At 68.2% G+C, this 18,242-nt stretch carries 19 protein-coding genes; 11 read left to right on the top strand and 8 right to left on the bottom strand.

Translation table 11 applies throughout. From position 1 onward, the window contains the following. Position 1: 1 nt before the first annotated feature. The 3 genes from AB0M35_RS25835 to AB0M35_RS25825 all read right to left on the bottom strand — a co-directional run bounded on the left by AB0M35_RS25835 (position 2) and on the right by AB0M35_RS25825 (position 1,925). A complete protein-coding gene (locus tag AB0M35_RS25835; protein WP_363748521.1) occupies positions 2–292 on the bottom strand; it encodes a pilin in 291 nt (96 codons plus the stop codon). A gap of 641 nt (positions 293–933) precedes the next feature. Then, on the bottom strand, positions 934–1,320 hold the full coding sequence (locus AB0M35_RS25830; protein WP_043720429.1) for a hypothetical protein: 387 nt from the start codon (positions 1,318–1,320) through the stop codon (positions 934–936). A gap of 143 nt (positions 1,321–1,463) precedes the next feature. Then, positions 1,464–1,925 (bottom strand): hypothetical protein, encoded by a 462-nt coding sequence (locus tag AB0M35_RS25825; protein ID WP_363748520.1) that lies wholly within the window; start codon positions 1,923–1,925, stop codon positions 1,464–1,466. Between the two features lie 127 nt (positions 1,926–2,052). On the opposite strand from AB0M35_RS25825, the gene AB0M35_RS25820 reads away from it, so the two are divergent. Continuing rightward, positions 2,053–2,697, top strand: a complete 645-nt coding sequence (locus AB0M35_RS25820) for an HAD-IA family hydrolase (RefSeq protein ID WP_363748519.1) — start codon at positions 2,053–2,055, stop codon at positions 2,695–2,697. Here AB0M35_RS25820 and AB0M35_RS25815 read toward each other — a convergent pair. Next, positions 2,694–3,899 carry a hypothetical protein gene (locus AB0M35_RS25815; protein WP_363748518.1) on the bottom strand — a complete coding sequence of 402 codons (1,206 nt, stop codon included), beginning with the start codon at positions 3,897–3,899 and terminating at the stop codon, positions 2,694–2,696. The genes AB0M35_RS25820 and AB0M35_RS25815 overlap by 4 nt on opposite strands. A gap of 370 nt (positions 3,900–4,269) precedes the next feature. Then, a complete protein-coding gene (locus AB0M35_RS25810; RefSeq protein WP_363748517.1) occupies positions 4,270–5,046 on the bottom strand; it encodes a hypothetical protein in 777 nt (258 codons plus the stop codon). Between the two features lie 382 nt (positions 5,047–5,428). Between AB0M35_RS25810 and AB0M35_RS25805 the strand changes: the two genes are divergently transcribed. The 3 genes from AB0M35_RS25805 to AB0M35_RS25795 all read left to right on the top strand — a co-directional run bounded on the left by AB0M35_RS25805 (position 5,429) and on the right by AB0M35_RS25795 (position 7,305). Beyond that, positions 5,429–5,872 (top strand): hypothetical protein, encoded by a 444-nt coding sequence (locus AB0M35_RS25805; RefSeq protein ID WP_363748516.1) that lies wholly within the window; start codon positions 5,429–5,431, stop codon positions 5,870–5,872. Then, a complete protein-coding gene (locus tag AB0M35_RS25800) occupies positions 5,865–6,716 on the top strand; it encodes a DNA methyltransferase (protein WP_363748515.1) in 852 nt (283 codons plus the stop codon). The genes AB0M35_RS25805 and AB0M35_RS25800 overlap by 8 nt, the downstream gene beginning before the upstream one ends. Before the next feature lie 193 nt (positions 6,717–6,909). Beyond that, positions 6,910–7,305, top strand: coding sequence for a hypothetical protein (locus tag AB0M35_RS25795; RefSeq protein ID WP_013732968.1), 396 nt, complete (start codon positions 6,910–6,912; stop codon positions 7,303–7,305). 52 nt (positions 7,306–7,357) lie between these two features. Here the strand turns inward: AB0M35_RS25795 and AB0M35_RS25790 are convergent, their stop codons facing one another. Beyond that, positions 7,358–8,539 carry a Cmx/CmrA family chloramphenicol efflux MFS transporter gene (locus AB0M35_RS25790; RefSeq protein ID WP_363748514.1) on the bottom strand — a complete coding sequence of 394 codons (1,182 nt, stop codon included), beginning with the start codon at positions 8,537–8,539 and terminating at the stop codon, positions 7,358–7,360. Positions 8,540–9,245: 706 nt separating this feature from the next. Here AB0M35_RS25790 and AB0M35_RS25785 point away from each other — a divergent pair. The 7 genes from AB0M35_RS25785 to AB0M35_RS25755 all read left to right on the top strand — a co-directional run bounded on the left by AB0M35_RS25785 (position 9,246) and on the right by AB0M35_RS25755 (position 15,657). Then, positions 9,246–9,449: a hypothetical protein gene (locus tag AB0M35_RS25785; RefSeq protein ID WP_363748513.1), complete on the top strand. Its 204-nt coding sequence runs from the start codon at positions 9,246–9,248 to the stop codon at positions 9,447–9,449. After that, positions 9,446–10,600, top strand: a complete 1,155-nt coding sequence (locus tag AB0M35_RS25780; RefSeq protein ID WP_363748512.1) for a hypothetical protein — start codon at positions 9,446–9,448, stop codon at positions 10,598–10,600. Before AB0M35_RS25785 ends, AB0M35_RS25780 begins: the two co-directional genes overlap by 4 nt. A 127-nt stretch (positions 10,601–10,727) precedes the next feature. Then, a complete protein-coding gene (locus tag AB0M35_RS25775) occupies positions 10,728–11,723 on the top strand; it encodes a DUF4192 domain-containing protein (protein ID WP_363748511.1) in 996 nt (331 codons plus the stop codon). A 124-nt stretch (positions 11,724–11,847) separates the two neighbouring features. Beyond that, positions 11,848–12,591: a hypothetical protein gene (locus AB0M35_RS25770; RefSeq protein WP_363748509.1), complete on the top strand. Its 744-nt coding sequence runs from the start codon at positions 11,848–11,850 to the stop codon at positions 12,589–12,591. Positions 12,592–12,816: 225 nt separating this feature from the next. Then, positions 12,817–13,512, top strand: coding sequence for a GGDEF domain-containing protein (locus AB0M35_RS25765; RefSeq protein WP_363748508.1), 696 nt, complete (start codon positions 12,817–12,819; stop codon positions 13,510–13,512). Then, entirely contained in the window at positions 13,509–14,810 is a 1,302-nt protein-coding gene (locus AB0M35_RS25760; protein ID WP_363748506.1) for a hypothetical protein, read from the top strand. Before AB0M35_RS25765 ends, AB0M35_RS25760 begins: the two co-directional genes overlap by 4 nt. A gap of 508 nt (positions 14,811–15,318) precedes the next feature. After that, complete coding sequence (locus AB0M35_RS25755) at positions 15,319–15,657, top strand: hypothetical protein (protein ID WP_363748504.1); 339 nt, start codon at positions 15,319–15,321, stop codon at positions 15,655–15,657. Positions 15,658–15,704: 47 nt separating this feature from the next. Here AB0M35_RS25755 and AB0M35_RS25750 read toward each other — a convergent pair whose 3' ends face one another. Together AB0M35_RS25750 and AB0M35_RS25745 are read right to left on the bottom strand one after the other, a co-directional pair. Continuing rightward, positions 15,705–17,291 (bottom strand): hypothetical protein, encoded by a 1,587-nt coding sequence (locus tag AB0M35_RS25750; RefSeq protein ID WP_363748503.1) that lies wholly within the window; start codon positions 17,289–17,291, stop codon positions 15,705–15,707. Beyond that, positions 17,288–18,076, bottom strand: coding sequence for a helix-turn-helix transcriptional regulator (locus AB0M35_RS25745; protein WP_363748501.1), 789 nt, complete (start codon positions 18,074–18,076; stop codon positions 17,288–17,290). The genes AB0M35_RS25750 and AB0M35_RS25745 overlap by 4 nt, the downstream gene beginning before the upstream one ends. Positions 18,077–18,242: the final 166 nt, after the last annotated feature.

Raw genomic sequence — 18,242 nt, 5'->3', positions numbered from 1 at the left:
CTCAGCCGCCGAGGATGCCCTGCAACACCTGCAGGATCACCGGGGCCAACACCGCGAGGGCGTAACCGACCAACGCGGACTTGAAGTTACCTTTCGCCTGCTCGATCTGGGCCGGATCGCCACCGGCCGCCATGTAGCGCAGGCCACCGATGACCAGGAACATCGTCGCGACCAACGCGATGATCCCCATGATCCATCCGGTGATGTTGGCAATGACCTGGTTGATGCTGTTCACCGCCAACGGCGGCGGCGTGGCGGCGAGGTCAGACAGGACGGACAGAGTCGTGTGCATTGCGGCGCTCCACAAGGGGCTGCGGGGCCGCCACGGTGGGAACCAGGACGAGGCCGGTAATGGGTCCGGTGGGGGCGCTCCTCCCTTACGTGTAGCGAAAGGGATTGCGGTGTCAGTACGCCGCGCCAGCCATGCCGAACCGGTGCACCTCGCCCGGTCCCCACCGGGCGGGCATGCCGTGGATGACATGCACCGCCCAGATCTCGGCTGTCAGGTCGATCGAACCCACCCCGAACCTGTCACCCCCTGACACGATCGATCAGCTGCTCTGGGCTGACCGGTCCTTCACCGGGTGAACCCCGGTCCCGATCCCTCGACGCCCAGTCAGGGCTGAGCTTCGAGTGGGGAATGCGGCCCCGGTGACCAGCGCGTCCGGCCGCAGCATCTCCTTCACCCACCGCAAGGGTCAAAACCACCGGCTCGCTGTCGCCGGATACCTGCGGGCCTTCGTCGCCGCCACCCACGCCGAACCCGCCAAGCAGCACTACCAACGCCGACGCGACCACGGCGACCGGCACCCCGCCGCGCTGCGCCGCCGGTCAACCGGCTCCGCGGCTGCCTGCATCGCTGCCTGGCGACAGGCCAGCGATACGACCCTGCCAGGGCATTCGACCCGCGGCAGGACAACGCCGTCGCACGAATCACGACCAGCTCTGTGCCTTCCGCCAGGTCACGTACTCGTCGAAGATCCTCGCCAGACCACCATCCTCTGCTCGTCGCTGCAGATACTCGTCAAGCAGCCGAAACAGCGTTTCGACAGCCGCCCGGTCGAGCTCAACCTCCGCCTCAAGCTGCTCACGGTGCGGCGGACCATCCGGGAACGCCTGGTGCAGCACCAGTGCCCTCCAGACCAGATTGTCTCCGTGCCCGCAGCGGACCACCAGCCACTCCCTGAAGCCTGCAAGTAACTGCCAGTCATTGCCGGCCTCGCAGCCATGAATGAAGACGGTGAAGTCGTGAAATGAGCCGTCCAGCCCGAACATCCCGGGCCGCCGATGCACGTCCGCGAAGAGCTTTCGGTAGTCCATCCCGCGATCCAACCAATCCCCGCCACTTGACCCCTCGAGGCGATCGAAGGTCTTTTTTGATCGTCCCCAACCGGGGACTGCTCGGTCGCCTCGCCGCCCGGCGATGCGACCGGCTACCAGAGGCCCCTTTCGGCAGCGTGCGCCTACTTGGAAGTCAGCTCCTGCGCCAGCCGATCCAAACCGCCCTTGATCAGCTGCGCGTACGCGTCATCGCCAAGCGCGCCGATCCCCGCCTGCGCACACTGGAGGAACTCGCGGGCACGGCCGAGATCGCCGAGCTTTCGGTAACACTCACCCAAGTTGAGATGCAACGACGGATACAAAGCTGCCACCGACATCGGCACCCCAGCCTGCGCAAGCCGGTCGTCGGTGAGCAAGCCGGCCGCTGTCAGCGCCCGCTCGTCCCAGACCAGCTCCTGGTGCACGTTGTCCTGCACATCGGCCATCGAGTGCGCCAGAACGCAAACATGCAACGGATCGCCGCGCTCACCACCGATCTCATCCCAGATCTGCGCAAAAAGGTCGCGAGCAGCCTCACGCTGGCCCTGCTGATGATGCAACTGCACCCCTTCATTGATGCGAGCGAGGGTTTCATCGGCGATCATCAGCTACTCCTGCAGGGCTCATCTCGACGATGGCACGGATCGTACTTGCCTCAACACCCAACGGCAGACCGTCCGAGCTGTCCAACTCCCATAGGGTGAAGCGTCGACCTTGATAGAGGAGCCGCCGGTGATCAGGTCAGTGGTGTTTGATGTCGGTGAAACGCTGCTGGACGACACACGGGAATTCCAGGCATGGGCTGACTGGCTGAGCGTGCCACGGCACACCCTGTCGGCCCTGGTGGGGATCGTCGTCGCGCAGGGCCGCAACAACGCCGAAGCCTTCCAGTACTTACGCCCCGGCATTGATCTCACTGCGGAGCGAGAGCGGCGGGAGGCAGCAGGCCTCGGTGAACAGATCGGCGAGGCAGACCTGTACGCCGATGTGCGTCCCGCCATGACCGAGCTGCGCAGACGCGGGGTGTGGGTCGGGGTGGCGGGTAACCAAACCGTCCGGGCTGCTCACCTGCTGCGCACGTTGGCCCTTCCCGTCGACGCCATTGCCACCTCCGGCGAGTGGCAGGTCGCGAAGCCGGACCCGCTGTTCTTCGCCCGAATTGTCGAGTTCGCGCCAGGGGGGCCGAGCGAGATTCTCTACGTCGGTGACCATCGAGACTACGACGTCACCGCTGCCCACGCGGCCGGCCTGCGGCCGGCCTTGATCAAACGCGGCCCCTGGGGGCACCTGTGGGCCGACGACCCCGCCATCGCCGACACCGGGGCCTGGGTGCTGGAGTCGTTGGAGGAGCTAGCGGATCTGGTCCGACCGAGTTAGCCGATGGCTCCGGCTGACCACGTGGCGAACTCGTCGAAGGAATTGCCAGATGCAACGACAGGACGTAACGCACTGACAGCGTCCCGAACGTGAGGATGAATCCGAGTGTGTTCCGGTGCTGCCGTCCTCGCCGCCCACAGGGATTCGACGGCTCGCTGCGGAGAGCCGGTCTGAATGTGGGCGCGGGCCAGGTCGATGTAGAAATGGGACCGCCGCTCGCTGGGGACAGAGGCGGGGGGAACCCAGCCCGCAGCGGCACGAAGGGCAGCGTCTGGCTCACCGGAGTCGAGAGCCAGTGTCACTTCGTGGATCCGGACAGAAGAAGGCCCGAAGGCGGTGCCGTGATACTCGCCGTCGGGCAGCCTCCGCGCGCACTCGCTGGCTTCCCTCAAGTGATCATGGGCATAAGACGGTTGACGGGCCAGGCCGGCAAGCACCGCTGCCCGCATGTGCAGCGCACCGTACGTCGCCCGCCCTGCTGGCTGGCTGATGCCGCTGATGCTGGTTGCTGCTTCCTCCAGGAGCATGCGGCCGAGTTCGGGTCGGCCGTTGTGGAAGAACAGTTCTCCACGTACGTACTGGGCGGTGCCGATGACGGTCGGGTCGGACGTGTCCTGGGCGACCTTGGTCATCATGGTGATGATCCTGGCGGACAGGTCGTGGTGGCCGAACTTGTCCGCGAGAGCATCAGCGGCTCGGTATGCCTGCGTGAGGAGGGCCGCCGTGAACTCTCGCCGCGCATGGATCGAGGAGCGTTGAGCACGGTGAAGCTCGTCGAGTAAGGCGGGGATGACGATGGCGAGTTTCCGGTAGTTCGAGGTGAGGCGCAGGCGTACGACATGGTCCACCGCCGTCCGTAACTCGGCTGCTGGGCGGACCGGACCGTCTGGCGGGATGTCGAACGCATCGAGGCAAGCCCGCAATCCGCTCAGGTCAACCTCAGGTGTGGTGGCGGGGACGCGGAACGGTTCCGCCGACCCGGGACCGTTCCTGTCGGGATGTGTACGCCGCGGGCTGTAGAGACCGAGATCCGCATCGGCGACCGCGCTAAGGACCTGACGCAGAGCGGCACGGCGCTCGGGACTTGGCCACCGGTGCTCTCCACGTTCCAGCTTGCCGACCCATCGGAAGTCCACGTACAGAGCGGCGAGATTCCGGCCGGGATAAAGACGGTCAAGAGCCGCGTTGACCGCGTCGGCCAACTCGACTCGGGACATGCACTGCCCAGGCCGCACTGGGGAAGACAACCTTCGTCGGGCACCACTGAGGACGGTGTTCGGCCTGATCGTTGTGTCCGGATGGCGAGGCACCGTCTCTCCCGTCGACCGAACGTGCCGGCCCTGCCGACTATGCCACACCCACGCCGACCGGAAGATTCGACCGCAGCGGGGATCAGGAGAGAATTTGCCGCCCATGATCCGCGCATCAATCAGCGCGATGAGGAACGTTGGCGTGTCCAGATGAACGAATTTCTGCCTGACCTTCAGTTGTCGGTTACCTCTTCCGTCACCACACGAGGCCACCCCAGGAGCACCGGGATGGCCTCGTGTCGACGACAGGCAAGGACCAGGATCAGGCTGCGGCGGGGTGTTCGCCTTCGCCGCAGGAACGTGTGGGGCTGGAAAGGTCGCCTCGAGCGATGGCGGCGGCGACGATGCGCTCGGCGCGGCGCCGGCGCATCCGCAAAGCGGACGGCGTCAGGCCCTGCGTGGCAGCGAGGTGCTCGATCAGCGCGTCACCGAAGCGGGTGGCGCTGATGAGTTCGGCGGCGTCGACGGTGATCAGGCCGGTGGCGGCTGCTCGACCGAGCAGCAGGTCGGGATGCCCGTACGGCATCTTCGGCGACCGTGATCCCGTGGGCAGGTCCAGGGGAAGTTCCTGGCTGTCGTCGGCGGTGATGACGCTGCTGCCGGCCCGCCAGGCGGCCCAGCACAGCCGTAGCCACAGGCGGGGTGTGTCAAGGTCGGCGGTGCGCAGGGCGTGCAGGAATCCGGCGAGGACTTCGGAGTCGACGTCGTCGGCGTGCCGGGGGTGACCGCGGCTGATCTTCGCCGCGAGGTGTGTCAGTGCGGGTAGTGCGACGCCGATCGCGCCGACGACCCAGGCAGGTCCCCATTCGCGGGCGTGGTGGGCGAGTTGCCTCCACAGCTCGTCGGTGGTGCTGCTGTCGTAGCGCTGGAGTTTGACCAGCGTGCGCAGTTGGTCCAGCGGCAGTGTGGTGTCCGGCAGGCCTGGTATCGGCCGGGCGTCGAACACCAGCGGTGCGGGTTCACAGGTCAGCAGCGTGAACGCGGTCTCCGCGGTGGTCAGCGCCGTCTCGGCTGCGCGGTTGCGGGTGGTCGTGGCCATGGTGGTGTCTCCTTCGACGGGGCCTGCCGCGGGGTGCGGCGGCTCCGAGGCCATCGATTGGGACAGCCTGACCTGACACCAGAGCCGGTTGCCAGGTCCGGACAGGTCGTGTCCGGTCCTGTCAGGTGCGCCGCTGACGGCGGGTCGGGTGGGGTTGTCAGATTGCCGGTGTGACGGGTCGTGTCAGGTCGGGGGTGGGTTCGATCGGCCTGTCAGCGGCGCACTGGGAATCGTCAGTACGTCCGCCGGTCCGGGGGCCACCGTGCCTATGACCGACAGCAACCCGCGCCGTGCACCGATCCCTGTGGGGGATGTGGTGTCCGGTGACCCGCCCGTGCCGATCACTGTCTGGCCGGTCCCCGCCCCGCAGGACGGTGAGACCATGTCCAACGCGATGGCGGTGCGGCTGGTCCACAACCTCACCCATCCCACCGATCTCGTCATCGATCTGGTGGTGGGGCCACAACTTGCCCGCGCGGTCATTGCCGCGCACCGCCGCAGCCACCTTCACCACCGGCACCCCGACTGGGGTCGGGAACCCGCGATGTTGATCGCCACCGGCTGGCCGGTGGACGACACGTCGCCGGGGGAGTTCTTCGCCCGCTGCCGGGCCGGCCTGCTGCCGGGTGGCTGTGTGGCGGTGCTGCTGCCGCACGGTGACCTTGTCCTGCCGGTCGATGTCGTCATCGCCGCCAAGCGGGCCGGGTTGGCGTACCTGCAGCACATCGTGGCGGCCGACCGGCCGCCTCGGCCCGGTCAGCGTACGCAGCTGGACATCCACACCGACGTGTTGATCCTGACGCACCGCGGCGGCGCCGATGGCTGAGTCTCTGCCGGTCACGTCGTTGTGGTTGACCTGTCAGCAGCCGGCTCGTGACCAACGTCGAGGCCGGTACGTGCCGGCGACATCGAGCCATCCGGGCAAGATGCTGCCTCATCTGGCCGCACACGCGATCAGCTCCTACACGGCACCGGGGGACCTGGTGTTCGACCCGATGTGCGGGTCCGGCACCACCCTGGTCGAGGCCATGCATCTCGGCCGGCACGGCCTGGGCATCGACATCGAACCTCGGTTCACCGCGCTGGCCGCCGCCAACATCGCCCTCGCCCGGTCGCAGGGCGCGACCGGATCCGCGCGAGTGTTCACCGGCGACGCGACCACTCTTCTCGGCGTGGTACCGGCGTCCACGGTCGGCCGAGTGGGACTCGTACTCACCTCACCGCCATACGGGCGCGGCACCCACGGCCTCGTGCAGGTGACCGGCAGCGGGGTCCGTAAACGCAACCACCTGTACGGGGACCGGGAACGAGGCAACCTCGCCTACGACGGATGGTCCCGTTTGATGGACGGGTTCGCCGCAATCCTGGCCGCCAGCTACCAGCTGCTGCGACCCGGCGGCACCGTGGTGATCACCTGCCGGCCGGTGCGCCACCACCGGGACAACCTGATCGACCTGCCCGGCGAACTGCTCGCCGTGGCCCGCTCGGTGGGACTGATACCGGTGCAGCGGTGCGCCGCGATGCTCGCCGCTGTCCGTGACGGGCAGATCGTGCACCGCGCCTCGATGTTCGGGCTCATGGCCGTCCGCAAGTCACGGGCCCAAGGTCTCCCCGTCCACCTCATCGCCCACGAGGACGTGCTGGTCCTGCGGCGCGGCCCACAGTCCTGACGGTCAGGAACACCCGCGTGTTGCACGGCGAATCCGGGTAGCCGATGGGCTTGTCATGCCATCGGCACTCGGGTTTGAACCTCCCTGATGGGCAGTGACCTACGCAGAGCCCCGGTGATGCACAGCGGACCGGCGACGTCCTTCGATCGGACGGGCTACGCTCACGCTCACTCGAACTCGACGGGGGCGGCTCGTGGCCAAGTGGAACGACTACCAACTCATGACGACCGTCGCCGGGAAGATCGGCGGACCACGCGTGCTCATCCTCGCGATCGCCGCCGGAGGTGCCCTCGTCTACAAGGGCGGTGAGGTTGGCGTAAAGGCCGTTGTCAGGACAACGAGGTCCATCAAGCAGGCGCTCCACGTGCACGCCCAAGCGGCAGCCATGTCGCGGATCTACCGTGTCGCCGAGGACGCCGACGCCGGCGGCGGACTGACCCTCCGCACCGGCGACGAGTTCCGTGTGCTGGCTCGTGACGACACCGCGATCCTCATTGAGGTCGTCGGTAGCACGAAGAATCCCTGGTACGTGTCGAGGGACCTGCTCGCCGCCATCTCGGACTTCACGATCGACGGCGACCGGCCCTAAATTCCGGTGATGAGTCACCGCCGTCCCACAATGCTCAGCGCAACGTTGTGGGTCATCGGGCGGCCTGACCGGCGCGGGGTGTGACGACTCTCCGGAGCGGCAGGGCGATGAGCAGTGCGATCGCCACCAGCAGGGCGCTGACCCATACCGGGCCGAGGTCGCCGGCGTCGGCCCCGAGGGTGATGGCGGCAACGACGGGCCCGCCAGCAGCACCGATGTTCAGTGCCGCAGTCGCATACGACCCGCCCATGGTGGGCGCGCCGGCTGCCTCATAAAGGACCCGGGTGATCAGGGTGCTGCCTACGGCGAAGGACAGCGTGCCCTGCACGAGCACGAGGAGCAGGAGCGCTACCGGTTGGGTAGCCAGAGCCGCCAACGCGACCCAGCCGAGTAGCAGCAACGGGCCACCGATAGCGATCACGATGTGGGGGCGCTGATCGGAGAGGCGTCCCGCGATGGTGACACCAGTGAAGGACCCGACCCCGAAGAGCACCAGCGCGACCGACACCCACAGGCCGCGCAGGCCGGCGGTGTCCGTCACGATCGGTGCCAGGAACGTGAACGTGGCGAAGGTGGCCGCGTTGACGAGGGCACCGAGCAGCATGACCAGGAGCAGCCTGGGCATCGCGAGTTGAGCGATCTCCCGGCGAAGAGACGAGCCGGGTGCAGTGCCCTGAGAGGTGGTGTCGACACGGGCCGGGATGCCCTTGATGACGCCGACGGCAGCGGGAAGGCAGAGCAGGGCGATCGCCCAGAACGTTGCACGCCAGCTGATCAGCGTGCCGAGCACAGCACCGCCGGGTACTCCAACGATGGTGGCCACCGTCGTGCCCGCAAGCAGCACCGCCAGTGCGCGCCCTTTCTGGTCAGTGGCGACGAGCGTGGCGGCTGTGGTCAGTGCCACCGCGAGGAAGCCCGCGTTGGCCAGGGCGGCGAGCACGCGGGTGGACAGCAGAACCGTGAAGCTGGTGGTGAGAGCGCCCACGACGTGGGCCACGGCGAACACCAGCACGAAGCCCAGCAGGCTGGCCCGGGCTGGCCAGCGGCGCGCGAGTGCCGCCATCAGTGGCGCGCCGACGATCATTCCGGCAGCGAACGCCGAGGTCAGGATCCCGGCGGCGCCGACGGACACGTTGAGGTTTGCCGCGATGTCCGGCACCAGGCCGGCGAGCATGAACTCCGAGGTGCCCATGGCGAAGACCGCCACGGCAAGCAGATAGAGCGGGAGAGGCATCACAAGCTCCGAGGTGAGCGAGAAGGAGAAAGGCACGTCTCGTCACCGCGGCCAGCACCCCCAGGGTGCGCGCAATGTCCCGCCCCGCCACGTCTGCGGGGGAGCGGGTTAGGAACTCAGCGGTTCAGGGGGCTGACGGCGTGACCGAAAGCCCCCACCGTGGATGCCTCAGGGCTCGACATGGCACAAGACATTACTCAAACCCCCAGGTCATCATGCAACCGGTTTCCGACGGGTGAACGTCGTCAACCCCCTGTTCCGCACCATCTCATGCCCGGCAGGAGTAGCGGTCCGAGTCGGTCGGCTCCATCTCCCGCATCGATCGCCGAACCAACTCGACGAGATCAACGAACTCAGGAAGCCCTACGACGTCGACAGTCACCATGAACTCCCGCGATGTCGGACTGAAATCCGGCGCCGGTCGACGCCGACACCGAGGCTGTCAGGGCCTGTCAGACCCGTAGGGCCTGACAGGCCAGCCGCACCAGCAGCACCCTGGCTAGCCTGAAGGCTCTCCTACATCTCATGTGCTGAACTGACGCGTCCCGCGACGGCATCGCGCCCACCTTCCCGGTCGGCCGCCCTCTGCCCGCCTCAGCCACCAGCACCCATGTCGCCGCCTCGCGACCAAGGCGCAAACCCCTGCCCCTGTCGGCGGTCACCGCATCCGGTGACCGCCGATTCCCCATGTCCCAGAAAGGACACGATGCGTCGCCTCACCCTGTGCCGACACCACGGCACCCTCCCCGCCTGCGACCGCACTGCCACCCCGCCCCACGGCAGCGCCGCACCCGACAACCAGCGGTCCGACCATACCCACAAGACGATCACCGTACGGTCGACGCCGCGTACCGCGCCGTACGCCCACCGCCGTCACACCAGCACCGCCCCAGAGGCGGTGCCACGATGACCGACCCCATCCGCGAGCAGATCCGGGTGCTGCGCCTGGAAACGACTGCCGCCGTGCAACAGCGGCAGGCGCTCGCAGACGAGGCACGCTCCGCGCTCCTCACGGCCCTAGAGCGTCGGCTGGTCTGCCGGCCCGGTGTGGAAGACGCCCTCGCCGTCTGGGGTCTGGATCCGCTGCCGCAGCGGTGGACGGTCTCTGCCGACGCGCAGCTGTCATACACGCGGTCGCATACCGATGACGCGCAGGCCCACGCGCAGGCCCGCTTCGGTGTGCCGGACGAGATCCGCCAGTTGGACCCTGCGGTGGCGGTGTATCCGCAGCGCGTCATCGAGGTGACGCCGCTGCCGGCGGGAAACGGCCCGCCGACGTCGCGGTGGTACCGGATCACCGTGCAGGTCAGACTGCACGTGTGGGCCACGGCGAGCCGGGCGGCCGACGCACATTACGCCGCCCGTACGGCGATGCAGGCGCACCTGCCGGCGCTGGCTGCCGCCGGCATCGTGCTGACCGGGCTGACGTGGCTGGCCGACAGCCCCGACGACAGTGCGGTGTCGGAGTCGTCCAGCGCTGGGCAATCCACCGCTGACGATGACCTTGCTGCGGCGACGGCGGAGCGGGCTGCCGCGTTCGATGCCCTGGTCGGCCTGCGGCGCAAGATCCGCGCCCGCGCGATCCGTGCCCTGGTCGACGCCGAATTCGACGGCCCCTACCAGCACAGCGCGCGGAGGGTCGACCGGTTCCTGACCGGTCTCGGGCTCGACGCGTTGCCGCGGGCCCACCACGTCACGGTGGTCGTGGAGCTGACCCTGCTGGTCGTCGCCCGCACCGTGGAGCAGGCCTGCGACGCGGCATCGCAGGTGATGCGGGCGGTGACCAGCACCGGTCTCGGTGAGGCGTGGGAGGCGTACGGCTGGGCCGAGTCGGACTACGCCACCGGCGAGCACGGCCGGTGGCGGGTGCCGTGGCGGCACGAGTACGAGACGTGGCTTCGCGGCCACGCCACCGCCGCTGACGCTGGCGCCGCCGCCCACGATGCCGTGCGTGTCGCTCTGCACCACACCCTGGCCGGTCTCGCCCATGAGCTGATGACGGTGACCGCCACCGTCCACACCGCCGGTATCGATCAGTTCCTGGATCCCGACCGCGACTGACCGGCAAAGCCCACCCTCGGTCCGCCACCCGCGCACGCCGCTGCCGGACCGACCCGCGGTGACCCACCCGCGTTCACCCGCCCACGCCACACCCATCCCGCCCGCACACCCTCACGAGGAGAACAGCGTGTCCTTCGCCGAAAAGCTGACCCTACGCTCACCGGCCGACGTGGTGACCGCCGTGCCGTACCTGCTTGGCTTCCACCCCACCGACGCCAGCATCGTCGTCATCGTCTCCCGCCACGGCCGGGTCGTCTTCGCCGCCCGCACCGATCTACCGGCCCTCGACGCACCCGCCCACCAGATCCGCGACCTCGCCGGCCGACTGATCCCGGTCCTGCACCAGCAACAGCCGATCACCGAACTGCTGCTCGTCGGCTACGGCACCGCCGAGCACGTCGACCCGGCTCTGCACGCGGTCCGCGACGCGTTCACCGCCGAGGGCATGACCGTCCTGGAACTACTGCGGGTGACCGGCAGCCGCTTCGTCAGCCTGCTCTGCGACAACCGGGCCTGCTGCCCGCCGGAAGGAACCCCCTTCGACCCGACCGCCTCACTGGTCGCCGTGCAGGCCACCGCCGCCGGGCTGGTCGCCTTCCCGGACCGAGCCGCCGTCGCCGCCCGCTTCGCACCGCTCACCGGCGCCGCCCGCGACCGTATGCAGCAGGCGACCGACACGGCGGTGGCCCGACTGGAGGCCCTCATCGCCGACGACACGGCTGCCGTGGACGAGGCCGGCCCGCGGGCGGTCCGGGCGGCGCTGCGCCACCCCGACCGGGCACTCACCGATGACGAGGTCGCCTGGCTCACCGTGCTGCTGGTCCGCCTGTCCGTACGGGACCTCGCCGCCGACCTCACCCCACCCACCGACCAGTACGTCACGTTCTGGACCGACATCACCCGCCGCGCCCGCGAAACCCTCGTTCCCGCACCGGCCACCCTGCTCGCGATCACCGCCTGGCGGTGCGGCGACGGGGCGCTGGCCGCCATGGCAGCAGAACGCGCCCTGCAGGTCGATCCCGGATACCGGCTTGCCGACCTGCTGCTGCAGGCGCTGCACGCCGGACTCCCACCGTCCACGTTCGCGCAGACCGCAACGCCAACCGAACCCGACGCGGGCTGACCGCCGTGCCTCAGCATTCCGCCCTGCACCTGGCAGCCGCCCCAGCAGCCCTCCCACCGGCACCCGTAACGCCCTAGCGCGGCTGCCCGTCTACCCGTCCGTCATAGCCGCCCGAAGGAGAGGCATGACCATCCACACGCTCACACCCCGACCCGGATTCGAGCGCTACACGATCCAGGTCGGCTGGAACCCCCACCACCCCCACCACACCTACTTCGCCACCGTCGCCGACTTCACCAACAACCCGACCGCTACTTCCGACGAGGAGCCGAGCAACCTGCAACTCGGCCTGATCGAGACGATCCTCGACCCGTCGGAGGTGCTCCGCGCCGTGGAACCCTACGCCGTCATCCCGGCTGACCTGACCGCCACGCTGCACGCCGACCAAGCCGCCCACCCGCCCCGCCGCTCCCTGAACACCCCGCCGCCACGAGGACTCCCGTCGCCCGCCAGATCCGGCAACCCGGCCGCTCACCCACCGGCTGTGCCCGGCCCGGGACGTACCACCCGCAGGCGTCCCACCGCATCCGTCTGGTTCCCGCCCATCGCCATCACCGACAGTCGACTGCTGCGTGCCGAACTACAAGCTGTGGAACGAGACGCCGGCTGCGAGTTCGACTACGCCGCATCAATCCCCGAGGGCCGCCGCTACGCCACCCGACGCCCACTGATCATCATCGGCACCGACCTCGTAGCCCGGGTCCGACGCCCCCTGATCTGCCGTGGCCTCGTCGTCATCGCCTCGGTCAACCCACCCGACGCGCGCGTGTGGGAGCCCACCGGACGCGTCGGCGCCACCTACCTCATCGTCCTGCCCACCGCACGCGACTGGCTGGCACACCACCTCCTGCGCAACCTACCCACCTGACAAGCCACCACCCACCGCGCGGACCCCGCGACAACCTCGATCACCGCGCACCATCCGCCCACCACCGGTGCCCAATCCGGGCGGCACAACGACACCGCCCCCCGCTACCGGCACCACAAAGGAAAGGCCCGCCGCCGGCGGGCCTTCGTCGTATCCGGGACCCGGGACGCCAGCGCCTACGAAACGTGTGCGTCCCGGGTTCTCCACCAGAAATGGAGGAACCCAGTGTTCACCACCCTGGCCGTGATCGCCACCACCACCGTGGCGATCGTCTTCGCCGCCTGGGCCCGCCACGCGGTCGCCGAGACGCGGCGCCTGCGCGCCGCGCTCACCGACGCCGCCTGGCAACTCGCCCACGACCCCCTCACCGGCCTGCTCAACCGCGCCGGACTCCTCGCCGCCCACACCACCCTCACCACCCACCCGCACCCCATCCTCGTCATCCTCATCGACCTCGACGGCTTCAAAACCGTCAACGACACCCACGGCCACGACACCGGCGACGACCTGCTCATCACCATCGCCGACCGCATCGAGGAACTCACCGACCTGCACGGCGGTGTCGCCGCCCGACTCTCCGGCGACGAATACGCCGCCCTGCTCCCCGTCTGCCGCCACGACGTCGACCGCATCGCCGCCGCGTTCGTCGCCGTCATCGCCGCCCCCACCCGCCTCGACATCGACGGACACCTGAGCACCATCACCGTCACCGCCAGCATCGGCGTCGCCTGCGTCGAGAGCACCGACAGCCTCGGCGACGTCGCCCTGCACCGCGCCGACATCGCCATGTACCACGCCAAACACCGCGGCGGAAACCAACACGTCACCTACACCCCCGGCCTGCACATGCCGACCCGCGCAGCCCGCCGCGGACCACGCCCCCGAGACCTGCACCCCACCGACCGGGGGACCGGCGCATGAACCTCGGCACCCTGATGGCCTGCGCCACCTGCGGCTACAGCCTCACCACCCACCGGCACGGCGACCAGACCCGCTACCGGCACCCGGTCAGCGAAACCGACCGACACCCACCCGTCCCCGTACCCGCCCACCTCATCGACGACGTCTACGACCGCTGCCACATCTGCAGCGCCACCCACCCCATCTGGAACTACCGCACCGCCGAACTCGAAGCCCAAGGCCTCGCCGGCACCCATGAGGTCATCCAGACCTACAACACCCACTGGCACGTCTGCCTGCGCTGCGCCCAGCACATCGAAGCCGACGACCCCGACACCCTCACCGCCGCCAGCGCCGCCCTCATGGGCTGGCACCCCCACGACCCCCGCCACACCATCCTCGGCATGGTGCACCGGGCCATCGTCCTCACCCGCGAAGGACGCACCCTCATCACCACCACCGACTGGCCGGCCGCCACCATCACCCCCGACATGCTGCCCAAGATCCGCGACCGGCTCACCCGCCTGCTACGCAGCCCCGCCGACTTACCCGACCCACTCCACACCCCCACCACCCGACACACCCTCGCCGACGACCTCGACCGCGCACCCCTGTACTGGATCAACCCCGAATTCACCCGCCTCACCCACGACGTCACCGGCAACCAACCACCCGCACCCGTCACCGACCGCATCACCCCCACCCGCAGCGGCCTCCTCGCCTGGCCACACCCCATCGGCCAACACCACCAGATAGCCGCCGTGTCCTGGACACCCCACACCGACGGCTGGCACCTCCTGGCCTACCGCAGCATCGGCACCGGCCTCACCAACGACCTCATGCCCACACTGCGACACGACATCGGCTGGCTCATCCCCACCCACACCGAACACCTCCCCGCCGGCACCACCATCGACGGCCACCACCCACTCGGCCCACTGATCACCACCTGGCTCCTGATGAACCAACACATGGCCGACGCCGTACCGGCGAAAATCCCCAAGGCCATCACCAAGGCCTACCAGCGACAACAACGCCCCACACCCGACGTTCGCCTGATACGGATCACACCACCCACCACCACGCCGCTAACCGAACCGACCTCTGACAGCCGCGCGCGCAGCCGGGTGCAACCCGACTACCGCTACTGGGTCTCCGGACACGAACGCAACCAGGCCTACGGACCAGGCCGACGCCTCCGCAAAACCATCACCATCGAACCGTTCCTCAAGGGACCCGACGACAAGCCGATCAAACTCAGCACCACCGTCCGGATCCTCGGCACACGCCAACCACCGGACACCACCACCCCGGAGTAGCAGAACAAGTCGGCGCGGTGGCGGGAGAACCAGTCCGCCACCGCGCCACGCTCGTCGCGACGCCCCTCTCGCCGTGAGCAACGCCAGCCGCCAGACAGAGAAGCTTCACCACCAGCCCGTCGTGGCCGGACACCAAGCGGCGAGATGCAGCGTCCAGGCGTGGTTGGGCAGATAGGTGGCGTTGGTCAGGTACGACAGGATCCCAGGCCGCCGTGGGGATAGGCGGACTCTGCCAACCTGGTCGTCGGCCGGCATCCGCTCATGCCGATGAGCGTGCATCTGATCTTGGATGCGTTGGGGAGTTAATGATGGTGGATCCAGCCGATCGGTGTGTTATGCGGCTTTGCCGACAGTGACGGCCAGCCTGTGAGGAGGGCAAGCGCGGACCGCTTGTGAACTTGTAGAACGCCGCTTGGCGGAGTAAACCGTCGCCAGCCGGCGGCGGTTGGCAGTGTCGGTAGAACCGGCTGTAGCAGGCGCGCTGCGCCTCCGAAGCCGAGGAGACACCATGAACGTCAAGATCGAGCCAGCCAGCCGCACTAGGCGGCCTGTGCGGCGGGTCGGCTCGCTGCTCGTCGCCGCAGCCCTTGGCACGGCTATCGGCGCCGCAGGCCTCGCCGCCCCGGCCCTCGCGGTCGACCCCACGCAGTGCACCAAGGGCTACAACAACGCGAACACGGCGTGGGGTACCTGCACCGGCGGCGGCGACTGGCGCGTCGTGACCTGGTGCTGGGCCACGGGCTCGACCAACTCGGGTTGGTGGAGCTGGCCGAGCGGGACGCACACCCAGTACTCGTCCTGCCCGGGCTGGAGTCACGTCACCGACATCATCATCGAGGCTCGCTGATCGGTGCGTGGTGGCCGCGCGGTTCCAGTGCGGCCACCACGCGATCGTCACACACCGAAGCGTCCGGCGAGGTCCCGCGCGACGATCAGGGCGAGCCGACTCACGACGCGGATGTCGGACTCAAGGACCTCGTCGGCACGAGCGTGGTACGCGTCGAGGTACGCGTCCACTGACAACGAGCCCTTAGCGAGCGTCGCGCCGGCAAGCTCGACGGCGTTGGCGTCGTCGGTCAGCGCGATGGCGATCCGATGTGCTTCACCAGTCGTCAATCCTGGTGCGCCCGCCTGCAGCGTGGTGACCGCACGATCTCGTTGGAGCAGGACTGGCGGTAGCTCGATGTGCTCGTCCCCGGCGTCGTCAACAGCGAAGCGGCTCTTGGCTTCGACGGTGGAACAGCGGTCGAAGGCGGCCCAGATCTGTGCCTGCCGCTCGGGAGGCTTCTCACAGATCTGCTCGTCGAGCTTACGGATCAGATGCCGGTCGGAGCGGTGGACGAAGCCATCGAGCATGCGGCGTAGGACTGGGTCCATCGCTCCGCCCGGATCACGGGAGATCCACAGCCGCAGGTTGTCGCGGAGCCGTTCCACTTGGACCGCCAAGTCGTGATACCAGGCACTGGCGGTGGCGGTTTGATACCACCCCTTCGTGGATAGGTCGACGTGGCTGGCAATCCGGCGGGCCAGGCGGCTGACCGCAAAGACGTTGAACGCGAGCACACCCTCGCGGAAGGCTGGATCAGTGAACTCCTCGCCGATCAACGCCGGGTTCAGCCCTTCGTACGGGCTGCCGGTCCGTCTGGCCCGACGCAGTCGTGGACGCCCTGTGGGGTCCATGGCAGTAGGGCTGAGCTGGCTACCCTGCAGGAGCTCCTCCACGGCGACGATCGCTTCGTGATGGGCGAACGTCAGGGACGGATCCAGCGGCAGGTCGCCCCGCAGGGCGTGGCCACCGCGGGCCGGTCCCGTGCCTGCGTCGAAGACGTGACCACGTTTGGTCCCCGGGTGCGGATCGTCCAGGGCCGCTGAGTAGAAGACGTAGTGGCCGGTGAATCGCACGCCCGGGTGCAGTGCGGCCAGCATTTCCTGGATGCTGCCCTTGTAGCCGGTGTCCACGATGACGACCGGCCCGGGAGCCGACTCCACCTGCAAGTCGCTGGCTTGCAGGTACCCCTGCAAGCGCTGCCACGCCCTGCTGCTGGGTGTGCCCGGTCGGCGCTTGCGGAATGTCTCGATCTCCGCGAACGATTGACCCTGCCGTTCCAGGTCGGCCAGCGCATCGTCCACGATCGCGCGGGTAAGGTACAGGCTGCGACAATGGGCGGCGCTGAAGTGCGGGTCGATCGCGCTGACGACATAGCCGAGACTGAACGAGTCTCGCCCGGCGAATATGATTCGGGTTCGCGGATCCCGATTTACGGTGTCCTGCAGGTAGGGCAGGATGTCGATGGCGGCCTTGACCATCAGCGGAGCGAGCAGGTCGCGGCCCACATCGAACGTCGCCGAGATGACCCCAAACTTGGTGCGGGTGTCGATGCCGAACGCACCAAAGAACACACCGAGGAACAGCGGTCGCACCTCGAACCGCGAGATGTCAACGGTCAGCAGCGGATCGAACAGCGAATCGGGGTCCGTCATGGCTGCCTCAGCAGGACGACGCGAGCCAGTAGCACGGCACCCACGAGGGCAAGCACCAGGTGAACGATCACCCAGAGATGATGTAGCCGCAGCCGGTACACCCGCGGATAACGGGCGGCATGCTCGGTGCGGGAACTGATCCATGTGGTTTCGATGCGCAGGTGTGGACGCAGCTGGTCGAGCTGCTGGCGGAGCTGGCGTGCCTCGTTCATATGCATCTGATGCCGCTCGTAGTACTTGTGGCTACTCATCGCTCCGACGAACGCGAGCGTCACAACGACAAGGGCGAGCGACACCTGCACCAGTACGGGTCCCACGCCGACGCTGGCGAAACCCGTGACGGCACAGATCAGTGCGATCGTGATGCTGAGGATCGCGCGATGGTTCTCACTCTGGCGCGCCTGATCCCGTTGCTCCTGCCAAAGCCGCAGCAGAATAGCCACGTCGTCGGCGGACTCCTGTGGTGGCGTGGGCGGCTGCGGTTCGGCCGGCGCGGCAACAGGGCTTGCCCGATGCTCGCGGATCGTCTCTCGCGCGCGTTCCCACCTCGGCAACCACTCCAGTGGATCGGCACCGCATGCCTCGACATACGCCTTGACGGTGTCCCAGCTGGGCAGATGGTCACCGCCTGCAGCCTCGGCCAACGCTGTGCGCGACCGGCCCGTCCGCCGCGCCATCAGCAGGTACTTCGGTGACCCCGCCTTCTCCCGCAAGGCTCTCAGTTCCTGCGCGAACTCGGCGATCGGACCGTCATCTGCGCGAAGCGGCCGTTCAGGCCGGGGCATAAATCGATGCGAGGTAGTCCGCCACGCCCGCAGTATAGTCGCAGATATCGATCTTCAAAGGCTGTTCAGTCACGCCGTGGTCGACAGAGCCTGGCGGACACGGCACGCATGATCACGTGCCCGCTCATGCCGCGATTCGCGCTGTCACCTTGTGGCGGATCGCGTC

The organism is Micromonospora sp. NPDC051196 (assembly GCF_040682415.1).
In the GTDB taxonomy this organism is placed as follows: domain Bacteria; phylum Actinomycetota; class Actinomycetes; order Mycobacteriales; family Micromonosporaceae; genus Micromonospora.
The sequence above is the reverse complement of the archived record's forward strand: the minus strand, read 5'-3'. Positions and strand labels throughout refer to the sequence as shown.

What these genes read in the sequence shown, in the direction of transcription:
- AB0M35_RS25835 (WP_363748521.1), bottom strand. Translation starts at nt 292, where the DNA reads ATGCACACGACTCTGTCCGTCCTGTCTGACCTCGCCGCCACGCCGCCG.
- AB0M35_RS25830 (WP_043720429.1), bottom strand. Translation starts at nt 1,320, where the DNA reads ATGGACTACCGAAAGCTCTTCGCGGACGTGCATCGGCGGCCCGGGATG.
- AB0M35_RS25825 (WP_363748520.1), bottom strand. Translation starts at nt 1,925, where the DNA reads ATGATCGCCGATGAAACCCTCGCTCGCATCAATGAAGGGGTGCAGTTG.
- AB0M35_RS25810 (WP_363748517.1), bottom strand. Translation starts at nt 5,046, where the DNA reads ATGGCCACGACCACCCGCAACCGCGCAGCCGAGACGGCGCTGACCACC.
- AB0M35_RS25805 (WP_363748516.1), top strand. Translation starts at nt 5,429, where the DNA reads ATGTCCAACGCGATGGCGGTGCGGCTGGTCCACAACCTCACCCATCCC.
- AB0M35_RS25800 (WP_363748515.1), top strand. Translation starts at nt 5,865, where the DNA reads ATGGCTGAGTCTCTGCCGGTCACGTCGTTGTGGTTGACCTGTCAGCAG.
- AB0M35_RS25790 (WP_363748514.1), bottom strand. Translation starts at nt 8,539, where the DNA reads ATGCCTCTCCCGCTCTATCTGCTTGCCGTGGCGGTCTTCGCCATGGGC.
- AB0M35_RS25785 (WP_363748513.1), top strand. Translation starts at nt 9,246, where the DNA reads ATGCGTCGCCTCACCCTGTGCCGACACCACGGCACCCTCCCCGCCTGC.
- AB0M35_RS25780 (WP_363748512.1), top strand. Translation starts at nt 9,446, where the DNA reads ATGACCGACCCCATCCGCGAGCAGATCCGGGTGCTGCGCCTGGAAACG.
- AB0M35_RS25770 (WP_363748509.1), top strand. Translation starts at nt 11,848, where the DNA reads ATGACCATCCACACGCTCACACCCCGACCCGGATTCGAGCGCTACACG.
- AB0M35_RS25760 (WP_363748506.1), top strand. Translation starts at nt 13,509, where the DNA reads ATGAACCTCGGCACCCTGATGGCCTGCGCCACCTGCGGCTACAGCCTC.
- AB0M35_RS25755 (WP_363748504.1), top strand. Translation starts at nt 15,319, where the DNA reads ATGAACGTCAAGATCGAGCCAGCCAGCCGCACTAGGCGGCCTGTGCGG.
- AB0M35_RS25750 (WP_363748503.1), bottom strand. Translation starts at nt 17,291, where the DNA reads ATGACGGACCCCGATTCGCTGTTCGATCCGCTGCTGACCGTTGACATC.
- AB0M35_RS25745 (WP_363748501.1), bottom strand. Translation starts at nt 18,076, where the DNA reads ATGCCCCGGCCTGAACGGCCGCTTCGCGCAGATGACGGTCCGATCGCC.